The 21782-nt window shown below is 64.4% G+C and carries 2 protein-coding genes (1 of these 2 cut by a window edge); both read right to left on the bottom strand.

Annotated features, from left to right (window positions below; translation table 11 throughout):
• Positions 1–9009 carry the 5' portion of a non-ribosomal peptide synthase/polyketide synthase gene (locus J3Q04_RS08365; protein WP_434606957.1) on the bottom strand. It extends 4554 nt beyond the left edge of the window, so 9009 of the gene's 13563 nt are visible here — the first part of the coding sequence; it begins with the start codon at positions 9007–9009; the stop codon falls past the left edge of the window.
• Positions 9009–21782 carry a non-ribosomal peptide synthase/polyketide synthase gene (locus J3Q04_RS08360; RefSeq protein WP_434606959.1) on the bottom strand — a complete coding sequence of 4258 codons (12774 nt, stop codon included), beginning with the start codon at positions 21780–21782 and terminating at the stop codon, positions 9009–9011. The genes J3Q04_RS08365 and J3Q04_RS08360 overlap by 1 nt, the downstream gene beginning before the upstream one ends.

Below are 21782 nucleotides of genomic sequence, written 5' to 3'. Positions count from 1 at the left end.
CGGATAGTTGGTCTGTTCCTGGGTGATCGGCGAACCAAAGCGCAAACCGTCCGGTGCGCCCTGCTCCAGGGCCTCGGCGATCGGGTAGTTCTCGAACACCAACAAACTGTCGAACAACGCGTCGCCGCCCTGCCCGGCCCAGCGCTGGATGTCCAGCAACGCGGTGTGCTCGAACTCGCGCAAGGCGAGGTTCTGCGCTTGCACCGCTTGCAGCCAGCTGTCCAAAGACTGCTCGGCCCGAGGGCTGGCGATCACCGGCAAGGTGTTGATGAACAAACCGATCTGCTGCTCGATGCCAGGCAGGTCCGCCGGACGACCGGCCACCGTCGCACCGAAGGCAACCGTTTCCCGACCGGTGTAGCGCTGCAACAGCAGCAACCACGCCGCCTGCACAAGCGTGTTCACCGTGACTTTCGAGGCACGCGCGAAGGCTTCCAGGCGACGGGTCAGGGCTTCGTCCAGCACCTGCACATGATCGCCATAACCAACCCCAGCGTCCGTTGGTTTGGCCACCGCGTCGGCCAGCCGCGTCGGCGCCTCCAGGCGTTGCAGCAAAGGTTTCCAGAACGCTTCGCTGAGCGCCGCGTCCTGGCGTTGCAGCCAGGCGATGTAGTCCCGATAACGACCGCCCGATACGGCGACGGACTGCCCGCTGTAGCGTTGCAGCACTTCGCCGAGCAACTGCGAGTTGCTCCAGCCGTCCATGAGGATGTGATGGCAGGTGTAGATCAGGTGATAACGATCGTCCGCCACGCGCACGACCACCAACCGCAACAACGGCGCCGCGTCCAGGGCAAACCCTTGTTGGCGCTGGGCCGTTGCGAGGTTTTCCAGATAGTGAGCCAGGTCAGCCTGTGCGCGCCCGTCCTCAAGCTGCAACGCCACGTCGACGCGCTTGTACACCACCTGCAATGCATGCTTGAAATCGCCGTCCCAGACAAACCCGCTGCGCAGCACGTCATGGGTATCCGTGGCCGCCTGCCAGGCCAGGCGGAAGCGTTCGACGTCCAGCCCTTGGACCTCCACGCGCATCTGGTTGATGTAGTGGCCGGCCTGTTGCTCGTACAGCGTGTGAAACAGCATGCCCTGCTGCATCGGCGATAGCGGATAAAGGTCCTCCACCTCTCGCGCCACCAGCGGCAACGCGTCCAATTGCGCCTGGTTCAGCCCGGCGAGGGGGAAGTCCGACGGCGTGAAGCCGTGGCGTTCGGTCTGGCAACAGTGGTCGATCAGCGCCCGCAATTCCCGAGCGTAATCTTCTGCCAGCGCCTGGATCGTCGCTTCGTCGAACATCTGCGTGCTGAAGCTCCAATCGATGCTCAACTCACCGGCATAGACGCTGCCATTGAGAGTCAACCAGTTATCCAGCGGTGCCAACGGACTTTGCGCCGCGCCCGCCGATTCGCTGGCCGGGACAAACAGCCCATTGGCCGCTTCGTTGAAGCCGCTGTCGAACTGCCCCAAGTAATTGAAGGTGATGCGCGGCACCGGCAGTGCCGCGAGGGCACGACGCGTCGGTTCATCGCCCAGATAACGCAGCACGCCGAAGCCAAGCCCTTTGTCGGGGATCGCCCGCAGTTGCTCCTTGATCGCCTTGATCGAGCCTTCGGCGGTCGCCGTCGGGGTCAGACGCACCGGGAACAGGCTGGTGAGCCAACCCACGCTGCGGCTCAGGTCCACATCATCGAAGAGGGCCTCGCGGCCATGGCCTTCCAACTGGATCAAGGTCGACGCCTGGGAAGTCCAGCGGCCGATCACCCGGGCCAGCGCCGTCAATAGCAGGTCGTTGACCTGGGTGCGATAGGCCGCGGGGGCTTGCTGCAACAATCGTTGTGTCAGTGCTTTGTCCAGCCGCGTCTGGACTTGCGTCCCATGACACCTACGCAAATCACCGTGGGGGTAGTCGCAAGGCAGGTCGGGGCGAGCGCCGTCCAGTTGCGCCTGCCAGTAAGCGACTTGGCCTTGCAACGCCGCACTGCTGGCATGGGCCTGCAACCGTTGCGCCCAAGTCTGTGCAGACGTGGTCTTGGCCGGTAACGTCGGCATCTGGCCGGCCTGCAGTTGGTCGTATGCCTGTTGCAAATCTTCCAGCAGCACCCGCCAGGACACGCCGTCCACCACTAGGTGATGAATCACCAATAACAACCGCTGGCTGCCATCGGCCAGGGTCACCAGGACACCGCGCAGCAGCGCGCCACTGCCCGGTTCAAGACTGCGCTGGGCGTGTTCGGCCAGGCGTTCGAGGGCCGGCGCGTCGGGAACCTCGGCGGCCCACAACAGCGGCGAGCGTTGCCACAACGCACGTTGATCGGCCAGGGTGTTATGGCGAGCGATCCAGGCGCCATCCTCATGGGAGAAGGCCAAGCGCAACGCATCGTGATGTTCGACCACGGCCTGCAACGCCTGCTCCAGATGCCCGGCGTGCACCGGTCGCACGCTTTTGAGCAGTACCGACTGGTTCCAGTGGTGGGGCTCGGCCATGGCCTGCTCGAAAAACAACTGCTGGAACGGCAGCAGCAGCGCCTCGCCTGTCACCGGGCCCTGGTCGATGACCGGCCCGCCGTCCCCCGTTGTCGCCACGCCGGCCAAACCCTGGATAGTCTGGTGCAGGAACAGGTCCTTGGGGCTGAAATGAAGGCCGGCCTGCCGGGCCCGGCTCACCACCTGAATGGAGATGATCGAATCGCCGCCCAGCTCGAAGAAATTGTCGGTCACACCCACGCGCTCGCGTCCAAGCACGCTTTGCCAGATATCGACCAGCGTCTGCTGCTGCGCCGTCATGGCTGCGATGTAGGCTTGAGGATGGGCGCTCGGCTCGGCCTTGGGCAGTGCCTTGCGCTCGAGCTTGCCGTTGGGGCTGACCGGCATTTTTTCCAGCCACACCCAGTGTTGCGGCACCATGTAGTCGGGCAAGGATTGGCTCAGATGTTCCCTGAGGCGTGCTTGCAGCGCCTGGCGAACGGCGCCATCGGCGGCGAGCAGCTCGGCGCGCGCCGGCACCAGATAAGCCACCAGCAGCGTGCCGTCCTGGGCCAGGACCACGGTTTCGCGCACGGCATCGTGTTCGGCCAGGCGCGCTTCGATTTCACCCAACTCGATGCGCAGGCCACGGATCTTCACTTGATGGTCGATCCGCCCGGCGTATTCGATCACGCCGTCGGGGCGATAGCGCGCCAGATCGCCGGTCCGATACAAGCGCTGACCATGGCCGAACGGCCCGGTGACGAAGCGCTCGGCGGTCAACGCCGCGCGTCGGTGGTAACCCCGCGCCAGCCCTTCGCCCGCCAGATACAACTCGCCGGTCACCCCCACCGGAACCGGCGACAATTCATCGTCGAGAATGTAGGTGCCGAGGTTGGCGATCGGTTGGCCGATGGGCACGCTGTCGCGGCCCTCCTCGACACAGGTCCAGTGAGTGACGTCGATGGCCGCCTCGGTCGGGCCGTAGAGGTTGTACAGGTTGGCGTTCGGCAATTTGGCGAACACCTGCTGCTGGGCATCCACCGGCAGCGCTTCGCCGCTGCAGACGATCCGCTTCAAACCGCTGCATTCGGCCACGCGCGGGTCCTGCATAAACGCCTGGAGCATTGACGGCACGAAGTGCAGCGTGGTGATGCCTTGGGCCGTGATCAAGTCGATCAACTGCGCCGGGTCACGGTGGGCGCCCGGCGCGGCCACCACCAGCGTCGAACCGGTCAGCAGCGGCCAGAAAAACTCCCACACCGACACGTCGAAACTGAACGGTGTCTTTTGCAGCACGCTGTCCGAGGCATCGAGGCCATACGCCTGTTGCATCCAGCACAGCCGGTTGACCAGGGCGCGATGGCGATTGCCCGCACCCTTGGGCTTGCCGGTGGAGCCGGAGGTGTAGATCACGTAAGCCAGGTTTTCGCCGTGGACTTCGACGCCTGGATTGCCGACGCGGTTGGCATACAAGCCGTCATCGGGCAGGTCCAGCACCAGGCTGCGCAGCCCTACCGGAATCGGTAAGGAATCGATTAAATGTCGCTGAGTCAGCAGCAAGCCGATGCCGCTGTCGTCGAACATGTAGGCCAGGCGATCGCGCGGATATTCGGGGTCCAGGGGCACGTAGGCGCCGCCGGCCTTGAGGATCGCCAACAGCCCCAGCACCATCTCCACGGAACGCTCCACGGCGATGCCCACCAGCACGTCGGGGCCGACGCCCTGGTCGATCAACCGATGGGCCAAACGGTTGGCCCGGGCGTTGAGTTCACGGTAGTTCAGGCGCTGCTCGCCGAAGACCAGCGCAGGCGCGTCCGGGTTCCGGCGCACTTGCTCCTCGATCAGGCTTTGCACGCTGCGGTCGAGCGGGTAATGCTGCGCCGTCGCGTTCCAGTCGCTGAGCATGTGCCGGCGCTCGTCCTCATCCAACAGCGCCCACTGCACCACCGGGCGATGCAGGTCTTGCACCAGCTCGTGCAACAGGTTGAGCCAATGCCGGGCCATGCGCTCGATGGTCGCCGGCTCGAACAGATCCGTCGCATAGGTCAGCGCCGCGTGCAAGCCCTGCGGGCCCTCGACCGTGTCCAGGCTCAGGTCGAACTGCGCGGTACGCTGCGTCCAGCCCAGGGGCTCGACGCAAAGGTCCGGCAAGGCATTGGCGAACGCCGAATCGGTTTCGTTGCGGTGGTTGAACATCGCCTGGAACAACGGGCTGTGGCTGAGGTTGCGCTGCGGCTGCAAAACATCCACCAGTTGCTCGAAAGGCAGGTCCTGGTGCATCTGCGCGGCCAGGGCCGTCTGCTTGAGCTGCTGCAACAGAGCGGCGCCGGTCAGCCCATTGTGAAACTCGCTGCGCAGGACCTGAGTGTTGACGAAGAAACCGATCAGTCGCTCGGTTTCCAGTCGTTGACGGTTGGCGATCGGCACGCCGACGCGGATGTCGGCCTGGCCGCTGTAGCGGTGCAGCAGCGCCTGGAAAGAGCCGAGCAACAGCACGAACAGCGTGACGTTTTCCCGTCGGGCCAGGGCCTTGAGGTTCGCGCTCAAGGCAGCGTCCAGCCTGATCGGCAGGCGTGCGCCGCGCAGGCTTTGCTGCGCCGGGCGCGGACGGTCGGTGGGCAGTTCCAGCAGCGGTTGCTCACCGCCCAGTTGCCCGGACCAATAGGCCAATTGGCGATCCCGCTCACCGGCCGCCATCCATTGCCGCTGCCAGACGGCGTAGTCGGCGTATTGCACCGCCAATGGCGGCAGATGCGCTTGCTGGCCTTGGACGAACGCCGAATACAGGCTCATCAGGTCATCGACCATCACCTGCAAGGACCAGCCATCGGAGACGATGTGATGCAGCGTCAGCACCAGGATGTGATCCTGCTCATCCACCTCCAGCAGTGCCACGCGCAGCAATGAATCAGTCAACAGATCGAAGGGACGCTGTGTCTGCTGTTCGACAAAGGCCTGGATCTCATCCTCTTCCAGGCGCTGCTCGACGAAGTCGACCTCACCCTGTTCGCGAATGACTTGGCAGGTGCGGCCATCCTCTTCGGCGAATACGGTGCGCAAACTTTCGTGACGCGCCACCAGCGCGGCGAAACTCTCGCGCAGCGCATCCTTGTCCAGCGTGCCGCGCATCCGCAGGGCCGTGGGGATGTTGTAGGCGGCGCTGTCCGGGTCCATTTTCCACAGGAACCATTGGCGTTCCTGGGCAAACGACAGCGGCAGTGGCGCATCGCGAGGCACCGGCACCATTGCCGGGGCCTGTTCGCCTGGCGTGGCCTCGAAGGCTGCGACAAACGCCTGCAAGGTGCTGTGTTCGAACAGGCTGCGCAGCGGCACCTCGATGCCCAGCACCCGACGGATTCGCGAGACCACTTGGGTCACTAGCAGCGAATGCCCGCCCAATTCGAAGAAGTTGTCCTCCAGGCCCGCGCGCTCAAGCTTGAGCACGTCCTGCCAGATCGCCGCGACTTGTTGCTCGACCTCACTGCGAGGCGCCACGTAGGCCTGTTGCAGATCGCTGGCGTCGGGCGCCGGCAAGGCCTTGCGATCGATCTTGCCATTGGGTGTCAGTGGCAATCGGGCCAGGAACAACAGGTGCGCCGGGACCATGTAGTCCGGCAACTGCGCCTTGAGGGCTGCCTTGAGCGCGACGCGCAACGGCGCATCGGGCTCCGGCACCGCGCCGCTGGCAGGCACGACGTAGCCCACCAGTTGCGCACCGGTCGGGCCCTCGTGGGCGACCACCACGGTTTCGCGCACGCTGTCCTGGGCCAGCAGCGCGGCTTCGATTTCCCCGAGTTCGATGCGCAGGCCGCGGATCTTCACCTGATGGTCGATGCGGCCGAGGTATTCGACCACGCCTTCGGGGCGATAGCGGGTCAGGTCGCCGGTGCGGTACAGCCGTTCGCCGGTGGTGGAAAACGGGTCCGGTACGAAGCGTTCGGCGGTCAGCCCCGGGCGCTGGAAATAACCACGGGCAAGGCCGGCGCCGCCGATCAGCAGCTCACCCGGCGCGCCGGGCGGATTGAGGGTCAGGTCGCCGCCGACGATGTACAGCGCGGTATTGTCCAGCGGCTGGCCAAGGAACGGCCGGTCGCGCTCGGGGCTCAATGGATGCGCGGCCGACCAGATGGTGGTTTCGGTAGGGCCATAGAGGTTCCAGAGCTTTGGCGAAAGCGCCAGCAGTCGCTGCGCCAGTTCCTGGGGCAAGGCTTCGCCGCCGCACAGGAATGTCCGGCCGGCGAGCACCGATGCCCGCTCATGGTCGAGCAGCATGCGCCAGCTCGACGGCGTGGCTTGCAGCACGCTGATGTCGTGATGCTCGACCAGCGCCAGCACCGCTTGCGGATCCTGATGCACGTTCTGCCCGGTCAGGACGATGCTGGCCCCGGCGCAGAGCGGCCCGTAGATTTCCAGGCCGAAAATATCGAAGGAGAAGGTCGTCAGCGACAACATGCGATCGCTCGCCGCGAGCCCCGGCTGGGCGATCATGCTGGTGATGAAATTGCTCAGCGCACCATGGCGCACCATCACGCCCTTGGGCTTACCGGTGGAGCCGGAGGTGTAGATGACGTAGGCCAGGTGCTCGCCGGTCGGCGATACGGCCGGGCAGGTTTTCGGAGCCTCTTGCAGCGCGGCGTCCCGCTGATCGAGCAGCAGGGTCCGGAGCGTCGACGGGATCGGCAATCGCGCCTGCAAACGGGCCTGGGTCAGCAGCAACCCGATGCCGCTGTCTTCGATCATGTAGGCCAGGCGATCCTCGGGATACGCCGGGTCCAGCGGTACGTAGGCGCCGCCGGCCTTGAGGATCGCCAGCAGGCCGACAATCATCTCAATGCTGCGCTCCACCGCGATGCCCACCAGCTCGCCAGGGGACACGCCCAGATCAATCAAGCGGTGGGCCAGTTGATTGGCGCGGGCGTCCAATTGCCGGTAGCTCAGGGATTGTCCGTCCCCGGTCAGTGCCAGTGCGTCGGGGTTCTGCTGCGCCTGTTCAGCGATGCGCTGGTGCACGCACACGGCTCCGGCGCCGTGGTCGGCGACGCGCAGCCATTGCTGTTGCGTGAATCGCTGTTGCGCCGGGTCGAGCAGCGGCAGTTCGCCGACCCGCTGGCGGGGTGCATCGACAATGCCTTGCAGCAGGTTTTGCCAATGCGCGGCCAGGCGCTCGATGGTCTGCGGTTCGAAGAGGTCGGTGGCGTAGGTCAGCTCCGCAACGATGCCCTGCTCGGTTTCGTAGGTACCGAGGGTCAAGTCGAACTGGGCGGTGCGCCCTTCCCACGTCAGGTCCTCGACGCGCAGTTGCGGCAGGTGCGTCTGCCGGCGACCCGTAGCATCGGCGTTCTGGTGGTTGAACATCACCTGGAAGATCGGGCTGTGGCTGAGGCTGCGCTCTGGTTGCAACGCCTCGATCAGTTGCTCGAAAGGCAAATCCTGATGGGCCTGGGCCGCCATGGCCGCTTGCTTGACCTGGGCGAGCAAGCCATCGAATGGCTGCTGCCCATCGACGTGGGCGTTAAGCACCTGGGTATTGACGAAAAAGCCGATCAGACCTTCGGTCTCGACCCGGTTGCGGTTCGCCGTCGGCACGCCGACGCGGATCTGCGGCTGGCCGCTGTAGCGGTGCAGCAACGCCTGGAACGAGGCGAGCAAAACCATGAACAGGCTGGCGCCTTCTCGCTGGGCCAGTTGTTTCAGCGAGGCAGCCAGCTCCGGCGCCAGTGTCAAATCCAGCCGCGCGCCACGAAGGCTTTGCACCGGGGGACGCGGATGATCGAACGGCAGCTCCAGCACCGGTTGCTCGTCGCCCAGGGTCTGCACCCAATAGGCCAACTGGCGCTCACGCTCGCCGGCTTCCAGCCAATGGCGCTGCCAGATGGCGTAGTCGGCGTATTGCACCGGCAGCTCCGGCAATACAAGCGGCTGGCCGTCTGTGTCGGCGGCGTAACAGCGCACCAGTTCGTCTACCAACACGCGCATCGACCAGCCATCGGCAATGATGTGATGCTGGATCAGCACCAGCACGTGGTCGTCCTCGGCGACTTTCAACAGCGAAACCCGCAGCAACGGCCCCTGGCGCAAATCGAACGGACGCGCGGTTTCGCCTTCGACGTATGCCTTGATGCGCGCGTCCTCGCTGATAGGTGAACCAGCAGGCAGCGCCTCGACAGCGATGCTCAGGGGCATCTGCCGGTGGATAACCTGAACGGCTTGCTCGCCGTGCTCGCTGAACGTGGTGCGCAAGCTTTCGTGGCGCCCGACCAAAGCGTTGAAGCTGCGTTCCAGCGCCGGCACGTCCAATCGTCCTTTGAGACGCAGGGCGCTGGGGATGTGGTAGGCCGAACTGTGCGGCTCCATTTGCCAGAGGAACCACTGACGCTCCTGGGCGTAGGACAGCGGGATATGCTCGAACCCGGAACGCACCTCGGGGATCGGCAGGTTGGCCGGCGAGACGCCCTCTTCCAGCATCTTCTCAAGGTACAGCCTGCGTTTGTCCAGCGGCAGAGTGATAAAGCGCTTGGCAACCCTCAAAGCAACACTCTTGTCCATCAGACTTCCTCCATTTCATCAAGCAGGGCGTCCAGCTTGTTCAGTTTCTCTTCATTGATTGGCCCGTCCGTGCTGTCGAGTCGGGCGACGAAATCCTGCAGGACGGGGTGCTGGAACAGCAGTTGCGGGGTCAGGCTCAACCCCAGTTCGAGGGCCATGCGCGAGACGGCGGTGACCGCCAGCAGCGAGTGGCCGCCCAGCTCGAAGAAGTGATCGTTCAGGCCCACGCGCTCGACGGTGAGCACCTGGGCCCAGATCGCCGCGACTTGCTGTTCCAGTTCGCTGACGGGTGCTTGGTATGCGTTTTTCGAGCGCCCGGCCTCGATGCCCGGCAACGCCTTGCGGTCGAGTTTGCCGTTGGGGGTCAACGGCAGGTGATCGAGGAACAGCCAGTGCGCCGGGATCATGTAGTCGGGCAGATGCTCCTTGAGGCGGGCCTTGAGTGGATCGCGCAGGGTGTCGGCATCCGCCGAAGCCACCACATAGGCCACCAACTGCTGCCCGCCCGGCCCCTCCTGGGCCAGCACGGCGACTTCGTTGACCTCGGGCTGTTGCAACAGTCGCGCCTCGATTTCCCCCAGCTCGATACGGAAACCACGGATCTTCACCTGATGGTCGATGCGGCCTTGGTATTCGAGCGCACCGTCGTCGCGATAACGGCACAGGTCGCCGGTGCGGTAGAGGCGTTCGCCGGTGGTGGAGAACGGGTTGGGCACGTATTTTTCGGCGGTCATCGCCGCGCGGCCAAGGTAACCCCGGGTGATGCCCGCGCCGCTCAGGTACAGCTCAGCGGACACGCCTTGGGGGACCGGTTGCAGGTTGGCGTCCAACAGGTAGCTGGCGGTGTGCTTGAGTGGGCGGCCGATATTGGCCGTGCCGCCTTGGGTGCGGCGGGTCCAGGTTGAATAGGTGGTGTCTTCCGATGGGCCATAAAGGTCATAGACATGCTCAATCCCCTGTGGGAGCGAGCCTGCTCGCGAAGGCGTCCTGTCAGTTTGCATCGGATTGCCTGACCCACCGCTTTCGCGAGCAGGCTCGCTCCCACAGGTTAGGGGTGTGGGGTAGAGGGCATCCACCAGGCTTTGCTTCAGCGGCTCACCGGCCAGGTTGATGATGCCATGGACATGCTCCCCCCCTTGTGGGAGCGAGCCTGCTCGCGAAGGCGTCCTGTCAGTTTGCATCGGGTTGCCTGACCCACCGCTTTCGCGAGCAGGCTCGCTCCCACAGGTTAGGGGTGTGGGGTAGAGGGCATCCACCAGGCTTTGCTTCAGCGGCTCACCGGCCAGGTTGATGATGCCATGGACATGCTCCCCCCCTTGTGGGAGCGAGCCTGCTCGCGAAGGCGTCCTGTCAGTTTGCATCGGGTTGCCTGACCCACCGCTTTCGCGAGCAGGCTCGCTCCCACAGGTTAGGGGTGTGGGGTAGAGGGCATCCACCAGGCTTTGCTTCAGCGGCTCACCGGCCAGGTTGATGATGCGCACGCTCTGAGGAATTTCCCCACTGCGCTGCAACGCGGCGATGGCCGAGGGCACGGTGTTGATCAGGCGCACCTGGTCGCGGGCCGGCAGGTGCGGCAGTTCCAGGGCATTGCGGGCGATGATCAGCGAACCGCCGTTGGCCAGGGTCACGAACAGCTCCCACACCGACAGGTCGAAACACACCGAGGTCGAGGCGAGTACGCCTTGGATGTCGTCGCGGCAGTAGACGGTTTTCGACCAGTCGATCAGCGCCAGAACGTTGCGGTGGGCGATGGCCACGCCTTTAGGTTTGCCGGTGGAACCGGAGGTGTAGATGACGTAGGCGAGGTTGTCCGGTGTGACCGCTGTGTCCGGCGCTTTCAAGGGATATGAGGTCAACTCAACCCGATCCAGCATCAGCACTTCGGTTCCAGCCGGAACGGTCAACGTCTGCGCCACAGCCTGCTCGGTCAACAGCACCTTCGCCCGACTGTCGTCGAGCATGTAGGCCACGCGCTCGGCCGGGTAATCCGGGTCCAGAGGCACGTACGCGCCGCCAGCCTTGAGCACCGCCAGCAAGGCGATCAGCAGTTGCTCGGAGCGCGGCATCGCCACGCCCACGCGCACTTCCGGGCCGACGCCCAGCTCGATCAGTTTATGGGCCAGGCGATTGGCGCGGCCGTCGAGTTCGCTGTAGCTCAGGCGAATATCATTGAACGTCACCGCCAAGGCATCCGGCGAGGCTTCGGCTTGGCGGGCAATCAATTGATGGATGCATAGGTCTTGCTCGAACGGCGCATCCACCGGATTCCAGTCATGGATCAGGCGCTGGTGTTCATCGAATTCCAGCATCGACAGTTCACCCAAGCACCGCTCGCCATTAGCCGTCATCTGTCCGAGCAACTGAGCCAAATGCCCCGCCAACCGCTCCACGGTAACCGCCGAGAAGCTCGCCCGCTGATAACTCATATGCACCGACAACTGCCGCTCCAGCCCCACCAACAGCGTCAACGGATAGTTGGTCTGTTCCTGGGTGATCGGCGAACCAAAACGCAAACCGTCCGGTGCGCCCTGCTCCAAGGCCTCGGCGATCGGGTAGTTCTCGAACACCAGCAAACTGTCGAACAACGCGTCGCCGCCCTGCCCGGCCCAGCGCTGGATGTCCAGCAACGCGGTGTGCTCGAACTCGCGCAAGGCGAGGTTCTGCGCTTGCACCGCTTGCAGCCAACTGTCCAAAGACTGCTCGGCCCGAGGGCTGGCGATCACCGGCAAGGTGTTGATGAACAAACCGATCTGCTGCTCGATGCCAGGCAGGTCCGCCGGACGACCGGCCACCGTCGCACCGAAGGCAACCGTTTCCCGACCGGTGTAGCGCTGCAACAGCAGCAACCAGGCGGCCTGCACCAGCGTGTTGACCGTGACCTTCGAAGATCTGGCAAAGGTTTCCAGGCGACGGGTCAGGGCTTCGTCCAGCACCTGCACATGATCGCCATAACCAACCCCAGAGTCCGTTGGTTTGGCCACCGCGTCAGCCAGCCGCGTCGGCGCCTCCATGCGTTGCAGCAAAGGTTTCCAGAACGCTTCGCTGACCGCCGCGTCCTGGCGTTGCAGCCAGGCGATGTAGTCCCGATAACGACCGCCCGATACGGCAACGGATTGCCCGCTGTAGCGTTGCAGCACTTCGCCGAGCAACTGCGAGTTGCTCCAGCCGTCCATGAGGATGTGATGGTGGCTGTAGATCAGGTGATAACGCTGCTCGTCGAGACGCACGATCATCAGCCGCATCAGGGCAGGCGCACTCAAGTGAAGTTGCTGGCGTTCGGCATCGGCCAGGGCCCGCAGGGTCTGGTCAGGCGATAACTCACCGCGCAGATCCTGCACGTTGTAAGGCAGTTGCAGGTACTTGCTGACCACTTGCACCGGCGCCGGCAAATCACCCTGCCAGACAAACCGCGTGCGCAGGATGTCATGGGCATCCACCGCCGCTTGCCAGGCCTGGCGGAAGCGTTCCGGATCAAGCCCTTCGACGTCCAGGCGCAGTTGGTTGATGTAGTCGCCGCTCGCGTCGCCATACACACCATGGAAGAGCATGCCTTGTTGCATCGGTGACAACGGATACAGGTCGACGATCTGCGCTGGAGGTAGCGCCAGTCCGTCCAGTTGCTGCTGGTTCAGGCTCGCCAGCGGGAAGTCCGACGGCGTCACGCCGCTGTGCTCGCCCCGGCAGCAATGCTCGATCAGCCGCTGCAGTTCCATCCCATAATCGTCGGCCAGCGCCTGGATGGTGGACTCGTTGAACTGCTCGCGGCTGAAGGTCCAGCCCAGGTCCAGTTCGCCGCGGAACACCTGGCCGTTCAAGGCCAGCGCATTGGACAGCGGTGCTTCGGCGTCCAGCTCATCGCCGGCGGCTTCGTCGGCCAGCACGAACAAAGCGCCGTCGGCTTCGTTGAAGCTGGCGTCGAACTGGCCCAGGTAGTTGAAGGTCAGGCTGGGCGTCGGCAGCCCGGCCAGGATCGCCCGCGTCGCGTCATCCGCCAGATGGGCCAGGGCGCCGAAACCGAGGCCCTTGTCGGGCATCGCCCGCAGTTGTTCCTTGATCTGCTTGAGGCAATCGCCCAAGTCCGCCCGAGGCGTGAGCCGCGCCGGGTACAGGCTGGTGAACCAGCCGACGGTGCGAGTCAGATCGACGTCGTCGAACAAGGCTTCGCGGCCATGGCCTTCAAGCTGGATCAGCGCACTGTCGCTGCCGGTCCAGCGCACCATCACCCGCGCCAGCGCGGTGAGCAGCAGGTCGTTGACCTGGGTGCGATAAGCCTTGGGCGCGTCTTGCAGCAGTTGCCGGGTCAGCGTGGCGTCGAGTCGTGTGCGCACCGTCACGGCCAGGCGGTTCTGCTGGCCGCCCGCCGGGTTATCCATCGGCAACGAGGCATCGACGTCTTCGAGCTGGGCTTGCCAGAACGCCAGTTCCTGCGCCAGCCGGTTGCTGCCGGCATGCGCTTGCAGGCGCTCGGCCCAGGCCTGCGCGGAGGTGGTCTTCAGCGGCAGTCGCAGCGCCGCACCGCTGGACAACTGACGATAGGCGGTTTGCAGGTCCTCGAACAGGATTCGCCACGACACGCCGTCGATCACCAAGTGGTGCACCGCCAGCAACAACCGCTGGGTACCATCGCCCAGCGTCGCCAGGACTGCCCGCAGCAACGGCCCATCTTGCAGGTCCAGGCTGCGTTGGGCCTCATTGGCGATGCCTTGCAAGGCCTGCGCATCAGGTGCGTCCACAGTCCAGAGCAGGTCTTGGCATTGAATGTCGGCGAGACGGTAAACCGCCCTCCAGCCTTCGGCCTGCTCGGTGAAGCTCAAGCGCAGGCCATCATGATGTTCTAACAACGCATTCAAAGCCTGGTTCAAAACCGATGCATCCAGGCGTTCGGTCGCCTTGAGCATCACCGCCTGGTTCCAGTGATGACGCTGCGGTATCGCCTGTTCGAAGAACACCCGCTGCACCGGCAACAGCGCCAGTTCACCGGTCACCGGACCCTGATCGATGACTTGGGCGCCTTCACCCTGGCGAACCACGGTGGCGAGTGTTTCCAGGGTCTGGTGCTGGAACAGGTCCTTGGGCGTGAAGTGCATACCGGCCTGGCGGGCGCGGCTGACCAACTGGATCGAGACGATGGAATCGCCGCCCAGTTCGAAGAAATTATCCCGCAGGCCCACGCGTTCAAGCTTGAGCACGTCCTGCCAGATCGCCGCCAGTTGCTGTTCCAGCGCAGTGCGCGGCGCCAGGTAGGCGTGTTGCGATTGGCTGGCGTCGGGCTTGGGCAGGTTCTTGCGGTCGAGCTTGCCGTTGGGGGTCAGCGGCAGGCATTCGAGCAGCAGCAGATAGGCCGGAATCATGTGCGCCGGCAACGTCGCCTTGAGCTGCTCACGCAAGTGCTCGGCGAAGTCTTCACGGGCAGGTTCTGCCGCCACCACATAGGCGACCAGACGCTTGCCGCTGCCGGCGGTGCCTTCCTGGGCCACGACCACCGCTTCGCGCACGCCATCGAGGGCTTGCAGACTGGCTTCGATTTCACCGAGTTCGATGCGGAAACCACGGATCTTCACTTGGTTGTCGATGCGGTCCAGGTAATCGAAAGTGCCGTCGGCGCGCTGGCGCACCAGGTCTCCGGTGCGATACAGCAAGCCGCCGGCGCTGAACGGGTCGGCGACAAAACGCTCGGCGGTCAGCCCCGGTCGGTTCAGGTAACCGCGAGCCAATCCCGTGCCGCCCAGATACAGCTCACCGGCCATGCCTTGGGGCAACAGGTTAAGGTCGGCATCGAGCACGTAGGCACTGCGGTCGCCGATGCGGCTGCCGATGGGCGCGTAGGCAGCGCCACAACACGCCTCGCGACCGGCCTTCCAGATCAGCGGCGTGACCACCGTTTCGGTCGGACCGTAACCGTTGATGATGTACTCAGGACGCAAGGCGCGCTTGACCCGCTCGAAACTGGCGTTGGGCACCGCGTCGCCGCCGAAGCAATAGATGCGCACCTTCGGCGGGTTGCCTTCACGCTCGGCGTGCTCGGCCAGTTGTTGCAGGTACACCGGCGGGAACGCCACCACCGTCACACCGTGCTCGTGCATGGCGTTGTAGGTTTGCTCCGGGGTCCAAAGGCTGTCGTCGCGAATCAGCAGCGACGCACCGTGGGTCAGGCTGGTGAGCCAGCGCTCGTGGGCGCCGTCGAACGCGAACGACATGAAATGGAATTCGCAATCGCTGTCGCGCATTTCATAACGCTCGCCAATGGCCTGGCAGTGCATCGCCAGCGGACCGTGGGCCACGCTGACACCCTTGGGGTTGCCAGTGGAACCGGAGGTGTAGATCACGTAGGCCAGGTTGTGCGGGTCGAGTTGGACGTCGGGCGCGCTGGTCGGCAGTTCGCGCAGATCGATACGGTCCAGCTCCAGCAACGGCAAGGACTCATCCACGGGCAACTGGGCCGATACCGAGGAATCGCTGACCAGCAGCGCCAACCCGGCGTCCTTCATCAAATAAGCCAGGCGTTCGCGGGGATAGCTCACGTCCAACGGCACGTAGGCAGCGCCGGCCTTGAGCACCGCCAACAGCGTGACGATCACCTCTTCGCTGCGCGGCAGGGCCACGCCGACTCGGGTTTCCGGGCCGACGCCGCGGCTGATCAAGGTGTGGGCCAGTTGGTTCGCGCGCCGATCGATCTCGCCGTAGCTGACGTGTCGGTCGTTGAAAATCACCGCCGTGCGTTGCGGGCCCTCGGCGGCCAGCGCGGCGATGCGCTGGTGCACGGGGATGTTTACCGGGTACGGCTGCGGGTGGTTGTCGGCACGTTGGCGCGCATGTTCGGCACCGCTGGCCAGGGCGATTTCACCCAGATTGCGTCCGGCGTCCTGGCTGAATTGCTCAAGCAGATGCAGCAGATGAGTGCCGATGTGATCAATCATCTCGTCGGCGAACTGCCGACGCTCGTAACTGAAGTGCAGCGCCAATTGTTCGCCGAGGGTAACCGCCACGCTCAGGGCGTAATGCGTCTGCTCACGGTTGGCAACGTCGCCGAATGTGACATCGCTGGCAGTGCCTTGCTGCAAAGCCTGGGCAATCGGATAGTTTTCGAATACCAAGAGGTTGTCGAACAGCGCCTCGCCGCCCTGCCCGGCCCAACGCTGGATGTCCGCCAGCGGCGTGTGTTCGAACTCCCGCAGGCTCAGGTTCTGGTCCTGCACCGTTTGCAGCCACTGGCCGACCGTCTGGTCCGGACGCGGGCGGCCGATGACCGGCAAGGTGTTGATGAACAGGCCGACCTGCTGCTCGATCCCCGGCAGATCCGCCGGACGACCGGCAACCGTCGCGCCAAACGTCACGGTCGGGTGCCCGGTATAGCGTTGCAGCAACAGCAGCCAAGCCGCTTGCACCAGCGTGTTGAGGGTGATTTTCTGCTGGCGGGCAAACGACTCCAGTGCCTGGGTGCGCGGCATGTCGAGGGTCAGGAAATGATCGCCGTGACCGCTCTCGCCGCTGTCCGAGGCCGCGCGGGCGAGTCGGGTCGGCTCTTGCAACGGGGCCAGCTGTGCGCTCCAGAAATCCTGGCTGAGCTGGCCGTCCTGGCGTTGCAGCCAAGCGATGTAGTCGCGATAACGCCCAACAGTGCTGGCCGGGGCGCGGCCGTTGTAGCGCTGCATCACCTCGCCGAGCAACTGCGAGTTGCTCCAGCCATCCATCAGGATGTGGTGATGGGTGTAGATCAAATGCCATTGCGCCGCTCCGGTCTGCACCAGCACCAGGCGCAACAGCGGCGCCTGGCTCAAGTCGAAACCTTGGGCACGCTCGGCCTCGGCCAACGCGGCGAGGGCGTGGGCCGGGTCGGCATGCTCGCGCCAGTCCAGTACCGTGAACGGCAACTGCACCTGCTTGTGAACGATCTGCAGCGGTTGCGGCCATTCACCTTCCCAGACGAAGCCGCTGCGCAAAATATCCTGCGCCGCGACAGTGGCCTGCCACGCCGCACGGAAGCGCTCGGCATCCAGGCCTTGCACGTCCACCCGCAATTGATTGACGTATTCGCCAGCCGCCTGCTCGTACAACGTGTGGAACAACAAGCCCTGCTGCATCGGCGACAGCGGATAGACATCATCCAACTGACCGGCCGCCACTGGCAGATGATCGAGTTGCGATTGGGTGATCCGCGCCAGCGGAAAGTCCGACGGCGTGGCTTGCGGTTCCGCCAGGTTGACGCAATGGTCGATCAGCGCCTTGAGCTCGACGGCGTATTGATCGGCCAGTTGCTGCACGGTCGTGCTGTCGAACATGTCACGGCTGAAGCCCCAGCTCATCGCCAGCTCGCCGCCATGCACCTGCCCTTCCACCGTCAGCCAGTTGGCCAGCGGTGCCGTCGGGTCCTGGGCGACGCCACTGCCTTCGCCGGACGGCAGGAACAGCGCCGCCTCATCGAACTGGCGGTCGAACTGGCCGAGGTAATTGAAAGTGATGCGCGCAGGCGCCAGATCCGTCCATTGGGCTTGCACCGACGGCGCTGCCAGATGACGCAGCACGCCGTAGCCCAGGCCCTTGTCCGGGACGCTGCGCAGTTGCTCCTTGATGGTCTTGATCGAGCCGCCGATGTCCTCGGTGGCGGTCAGCTTGACCGGGAACAGGCTGGTCAGCCAACCCACCGTGCGGGTCAGGTCGATGTCATCGAAAAGGTCTTCGCGGCCATGACCTTCGAGCTCGATCAATGTGCTTGGCTGCCCGCTCCAACGGCTGATGGTGCGAGTCAGCGCGGTGAGTAGCAGGTCGTTGACCTGGGTGCGATAGGCAGCGGGCGCCTGTTGCAGCAGTTGCCGGGTCAGTTCGGCCTCCAGGCGCCATTGGATTTTCTCGCCGTGGATGTTTTGCAAGCTGCCCTGCGGGCGTTCGCATGGCAGGTCCCACGCGGCCTCGTGCTGGTTTTTCCAATAGGCCGACTGGTCATCGAAGCGCGATGCTTCGGCCCTCAGACGCGCCGTCCAACTCTGGAAGGCGCTGGTCTTGGCCGGCAACGTAACGCCGCCACCGGCCGCCAGTTGCTCGTAGGCCTGCTGCAAATCTTCCAGCAGCACGCGCCATGACACGCCGTCCACCACCAAGTGATGGATAACCAGCGCCAGGCGCTGGCTGCCGTCGGCCAGGTTCACCAGCATGGCGCGCACCAGTGGCCCGTCTTGCAGGTCCAGGCTGCGCTGCGCCTCGTCGCACAGCGCATTCAGGTGCTCGATGGATCGGGCATCGCGTTGCCACAGGTCGGCGCTTTGCAAAAACGCGGCATGGCTCTGCCGCCAACCGTCGGAGTCTTCGACGAAGCGCAGGCGCAAGGCGTCGTGGTGGTTGATGACGCAGGTCAGCGCCGCGTCGAGCCATTGTGCATTCATCGGTTCGCGTGGGGTCAGCAACAGCGATTGGTTCCAGTGTTCGCGGGCCTGCATCGCCTGGGCGAAAAACTGCTGCTGGATCGGCCCGAGCATGGCATCGCCAGTGACCGGACCTTGGTCCAGGGCGCTGTGGTTGTCGTGGCGGGCGACCAGCGCCAGGCTGCGCACGGTCTGGTACTGGAACAGGTCGCGGGGATGAATATGCACACCAACCTGTCGTGCGCGGCTCACCACTTGGATGGAAATGATCGAATCGCCGCCCAGTTCGAAGAAGTTGTCTTCGAGACCGACGCGCTCAACGCCAAGCACGCTCTGCCAGATTTCAGCCAAGACGGTTTGCAGTGCATCTTGCGGGGCGATGAATGTTTGCCGGGGCGCGGCGTCGGGTTGTGGCAAGGCCTTGCGATCGAGCTTACCGTTGGCGGTCACGGGCAGGCCGGCCAATGGCATCAGGTAGGTCGGCACCATGTATTCCGGCAGGCCGGTGAGCAGCCAGGCCTTGAGGTCCTGTTGCCACTGCTCGTGCGGGTCGCCGTTTTCCAGCACCAGGTAGCCCACCAGATGCTTGCCGTCCTGCACCAGTACCACGGCCTCGCGCACCAGTGGATGTTGCAGGAGACGGGCTTCGATTTCCCCCAGTTCGATGCGCAGGCCGCGCAGCTTGACCTGATGATCGAGACGGCCAAGGTATTCGATCACACCGTCGGCGCGCTGGCGCACGCGGTCGCCGGTGCGGTACAGGCGCGCGCCGTCATGGAACGGGCACGGCACGAAACGCTCGGCGGTCAGCGTCGGACGCTGGTGATAACTGCGCGCCAGCCCCGCCCCGCCCAGGTACAACTCGCCCGCCACGCCCCACGGTACCGGCGACAGATCGGCGTCGAGCACATGGGTACGCAGGTTGGCGATGGGCTGGCCGATCGGTACGCAATCGGCGCCCTCATCTACGCAAGTCCAATGGGTCACATCGATGGCCGCTTCGGTCGGGCCGTACAGGTTGTAGAGCGCTGCGTCCGGTAGTTTGGCGAAGATCTGCTGCTGCGCATCCAGCGGCAAGGCTTCACCACTGCAGACGATACGCTTCAAGCTTTCGCAGGATTCCACGCCAGGTTCATGGATGAAGGCCTGCAGCATCGACGGCACGAAGTGCAGCGTGCTGATGCGATGACGGTTGATGCTATCGATCAGTTGCCGCGGATCACGATGGGCACCGGGCGCGGCAATCACCAAGCGTGCTCCGGTCATCAGCGGCCAGAAGAACTCCCACACCGACACGTCGAAACTGAACGGGGTTTTGTGCAACACCGCGTCGCTGCCATCCAGGCCATACGCCTGTTGCATCCAGCACAAGCGATTGACCAGTGCCGCGTGGCTGTTGCCCGCGCCCTTGGGTTTGCCGGTGGAACCAGAGGTGTAGATCACGTAAGCCAAGTTCAGCGGGTCGACCGCGACGTCGGGTCGACTGTCGCTGTAACCGTCGAGCCAACCGTCCGGTTGGTCGAGCGCGATGACCTCGATCCCCTCGGTCGGCAGCCCCGCCGACAGCGCGCGCTGGGTCAGCAGCAAGCCGATGCCGCTGTCCTCGATCATGTAGGCCAGGCGATCCTGCGGATATTCCGGATCCAGCGGCACGTAGGCACCGCCGGCCTTGTGGATCGCCAGCAGGCCAAGCACCATCTCAACCGAACGCTCGATGCAGATGCCCACCAAGCTGTCCGCTCGTACACCGCGTCCGCGCAGCAGATGGGCCAGACGGTTGGCGCGGGCATCGAGCTGGGCGTAGGTCAGGCTCTGGTCGCCAAACACCAGCGCCTGAGCGTGCGGAGTGCGCGCCACCTGGGCTTCGATCAACTGATGCATGCACAGTTCGGTCGGGTAGCGTTGGGCCGTGGCGTTCCAGTCATAAACCAGAGTGGCGTGCTCGTCGGCATCAAGCAGCGCCAGCTCCCCGACACGCCGGGACGGATCGGCAATCATCGCCGCGAGCAATCGCAGCCAATGCCGCGCCATGCGCGCGACGGTCGGCGCCTCGAACAGGTCCTCGGAATAAGTCAGCGCGGCGCGCAACGTGCCTGCTTTTTCGTAAGTGTCCAGGGTCAAGTCGAATTGGGTGGTGCGGGTCTGCCACTCGATCATGTCCAGTTCCAGCCCGGACGCCGTTCGGATCGTGGTGACATCCGCCACTTGGGGCTGATGGTTGTACATCACCTGGAACAGCGGCGTATGGCTGAGGCTGCGCTCCAATTTCAATGCCTCGACCAGGCGCTCGAAAGGCAGGTCCTGGTGGGCCTGGGCACCGAGCGCGGTCTCCTTGACCCGGCGCAGCAACTCGTCGACCCGGATCTGGCCATCCAATTCGGTGCGCAGCACCTGGGTGTTGACGAAGAAACCGATCAGGCCTTCGATTTCGTCGCGGTTGCGGTTGGCAATCGGCACGCCCACGCGGATGTCGGACTGGCCGCTGTAGCGATGCAACAGCACGTTGAACGCGCCGAGCAGCAGCATGAACAGCGTGACGCCCTGCTGCTGGGCCGTGCTGCGCAGTTGCTCCGCCAACCCCGGCTCGATGGCGAATTCATAACGGCTGCCGCGATAGCTTGGCATGGCCGGGCGCGAATGGTCGGTGGGCAATTCCAGCACCGGATGCTCATCACCCAACTGGGCCTGCCAGTACGCCAGTTGTCGGCCCTGCTCACCGGCCTCCAGCCAACGGCGCTGCCACAGCGCGTAGTCGCTGTACTGGATCGGCAAATCGGCCAGTTGCGGCGGCACGCCGGCTTCGTGGGCGTCGTAGCAGCGGATGAACTCTTCGATCAGCACGTTCATCGACCAGCCATCGGAGACGATGTGGTGCAGGGTCAACAGCAGTACGTGCTCCTGCGCATCGAGCTTGAGCAACTCGCCCCGCAGCAAGGGGCCGCTGGACAGGTCGAAGGGCCGCATCGATTGTGCTTGCGCAGCCTGGCGCACCGCTTGCTCGCGATTGCCTGCCGGCAAGCCGCTGAGGTCCTGATGCTCGATCAGCAGCGGCGCATCGGTCGCCACTTGCAAGAGGCTGTCGTCGGCCTGGCGCCGGAACACCGTGCGCAGGGTTTCATGACGCGCCACCAAACTGGCAAAAGCCTGCTCCAGCGACGACAGGCTCAACGCGCCCTTGAGCCGCACCGCCCCGGGCAGGTTGTAGGCGCCGCTTTCGGGATCCAACTGCCAGAGAAACCACATGCGCTGCTGGGCATAGGACAGGGCCTGGCGATCCTCGGCTTCGACGCCCTGGGGAATGGGAAAGCTGTTGAAATCCACGCCCTCCTTGTCCAGCGCCGCCAGGAACATCTGGCGCTTGTCCAAAGGCAACCCGATAAACCGGCGAGCAAGTTTCAAGGCGTTTTCAGCATTCAT

This window comes from Pseudomonas sp. D4-21, assembly GCF_051132125.1.
In the GTDB taxonomy this organism is placed as follows: Bacteria; Pseudomonadota; Gammaproteobacteria; order Pseudomonadales; family Pseudomonadaceae; genus Aquipseudomonas.
Note: the sequence above shows the minus strand (reverse complement) of the source record. Positions and strands in the feature narration are given on the sequence as shown.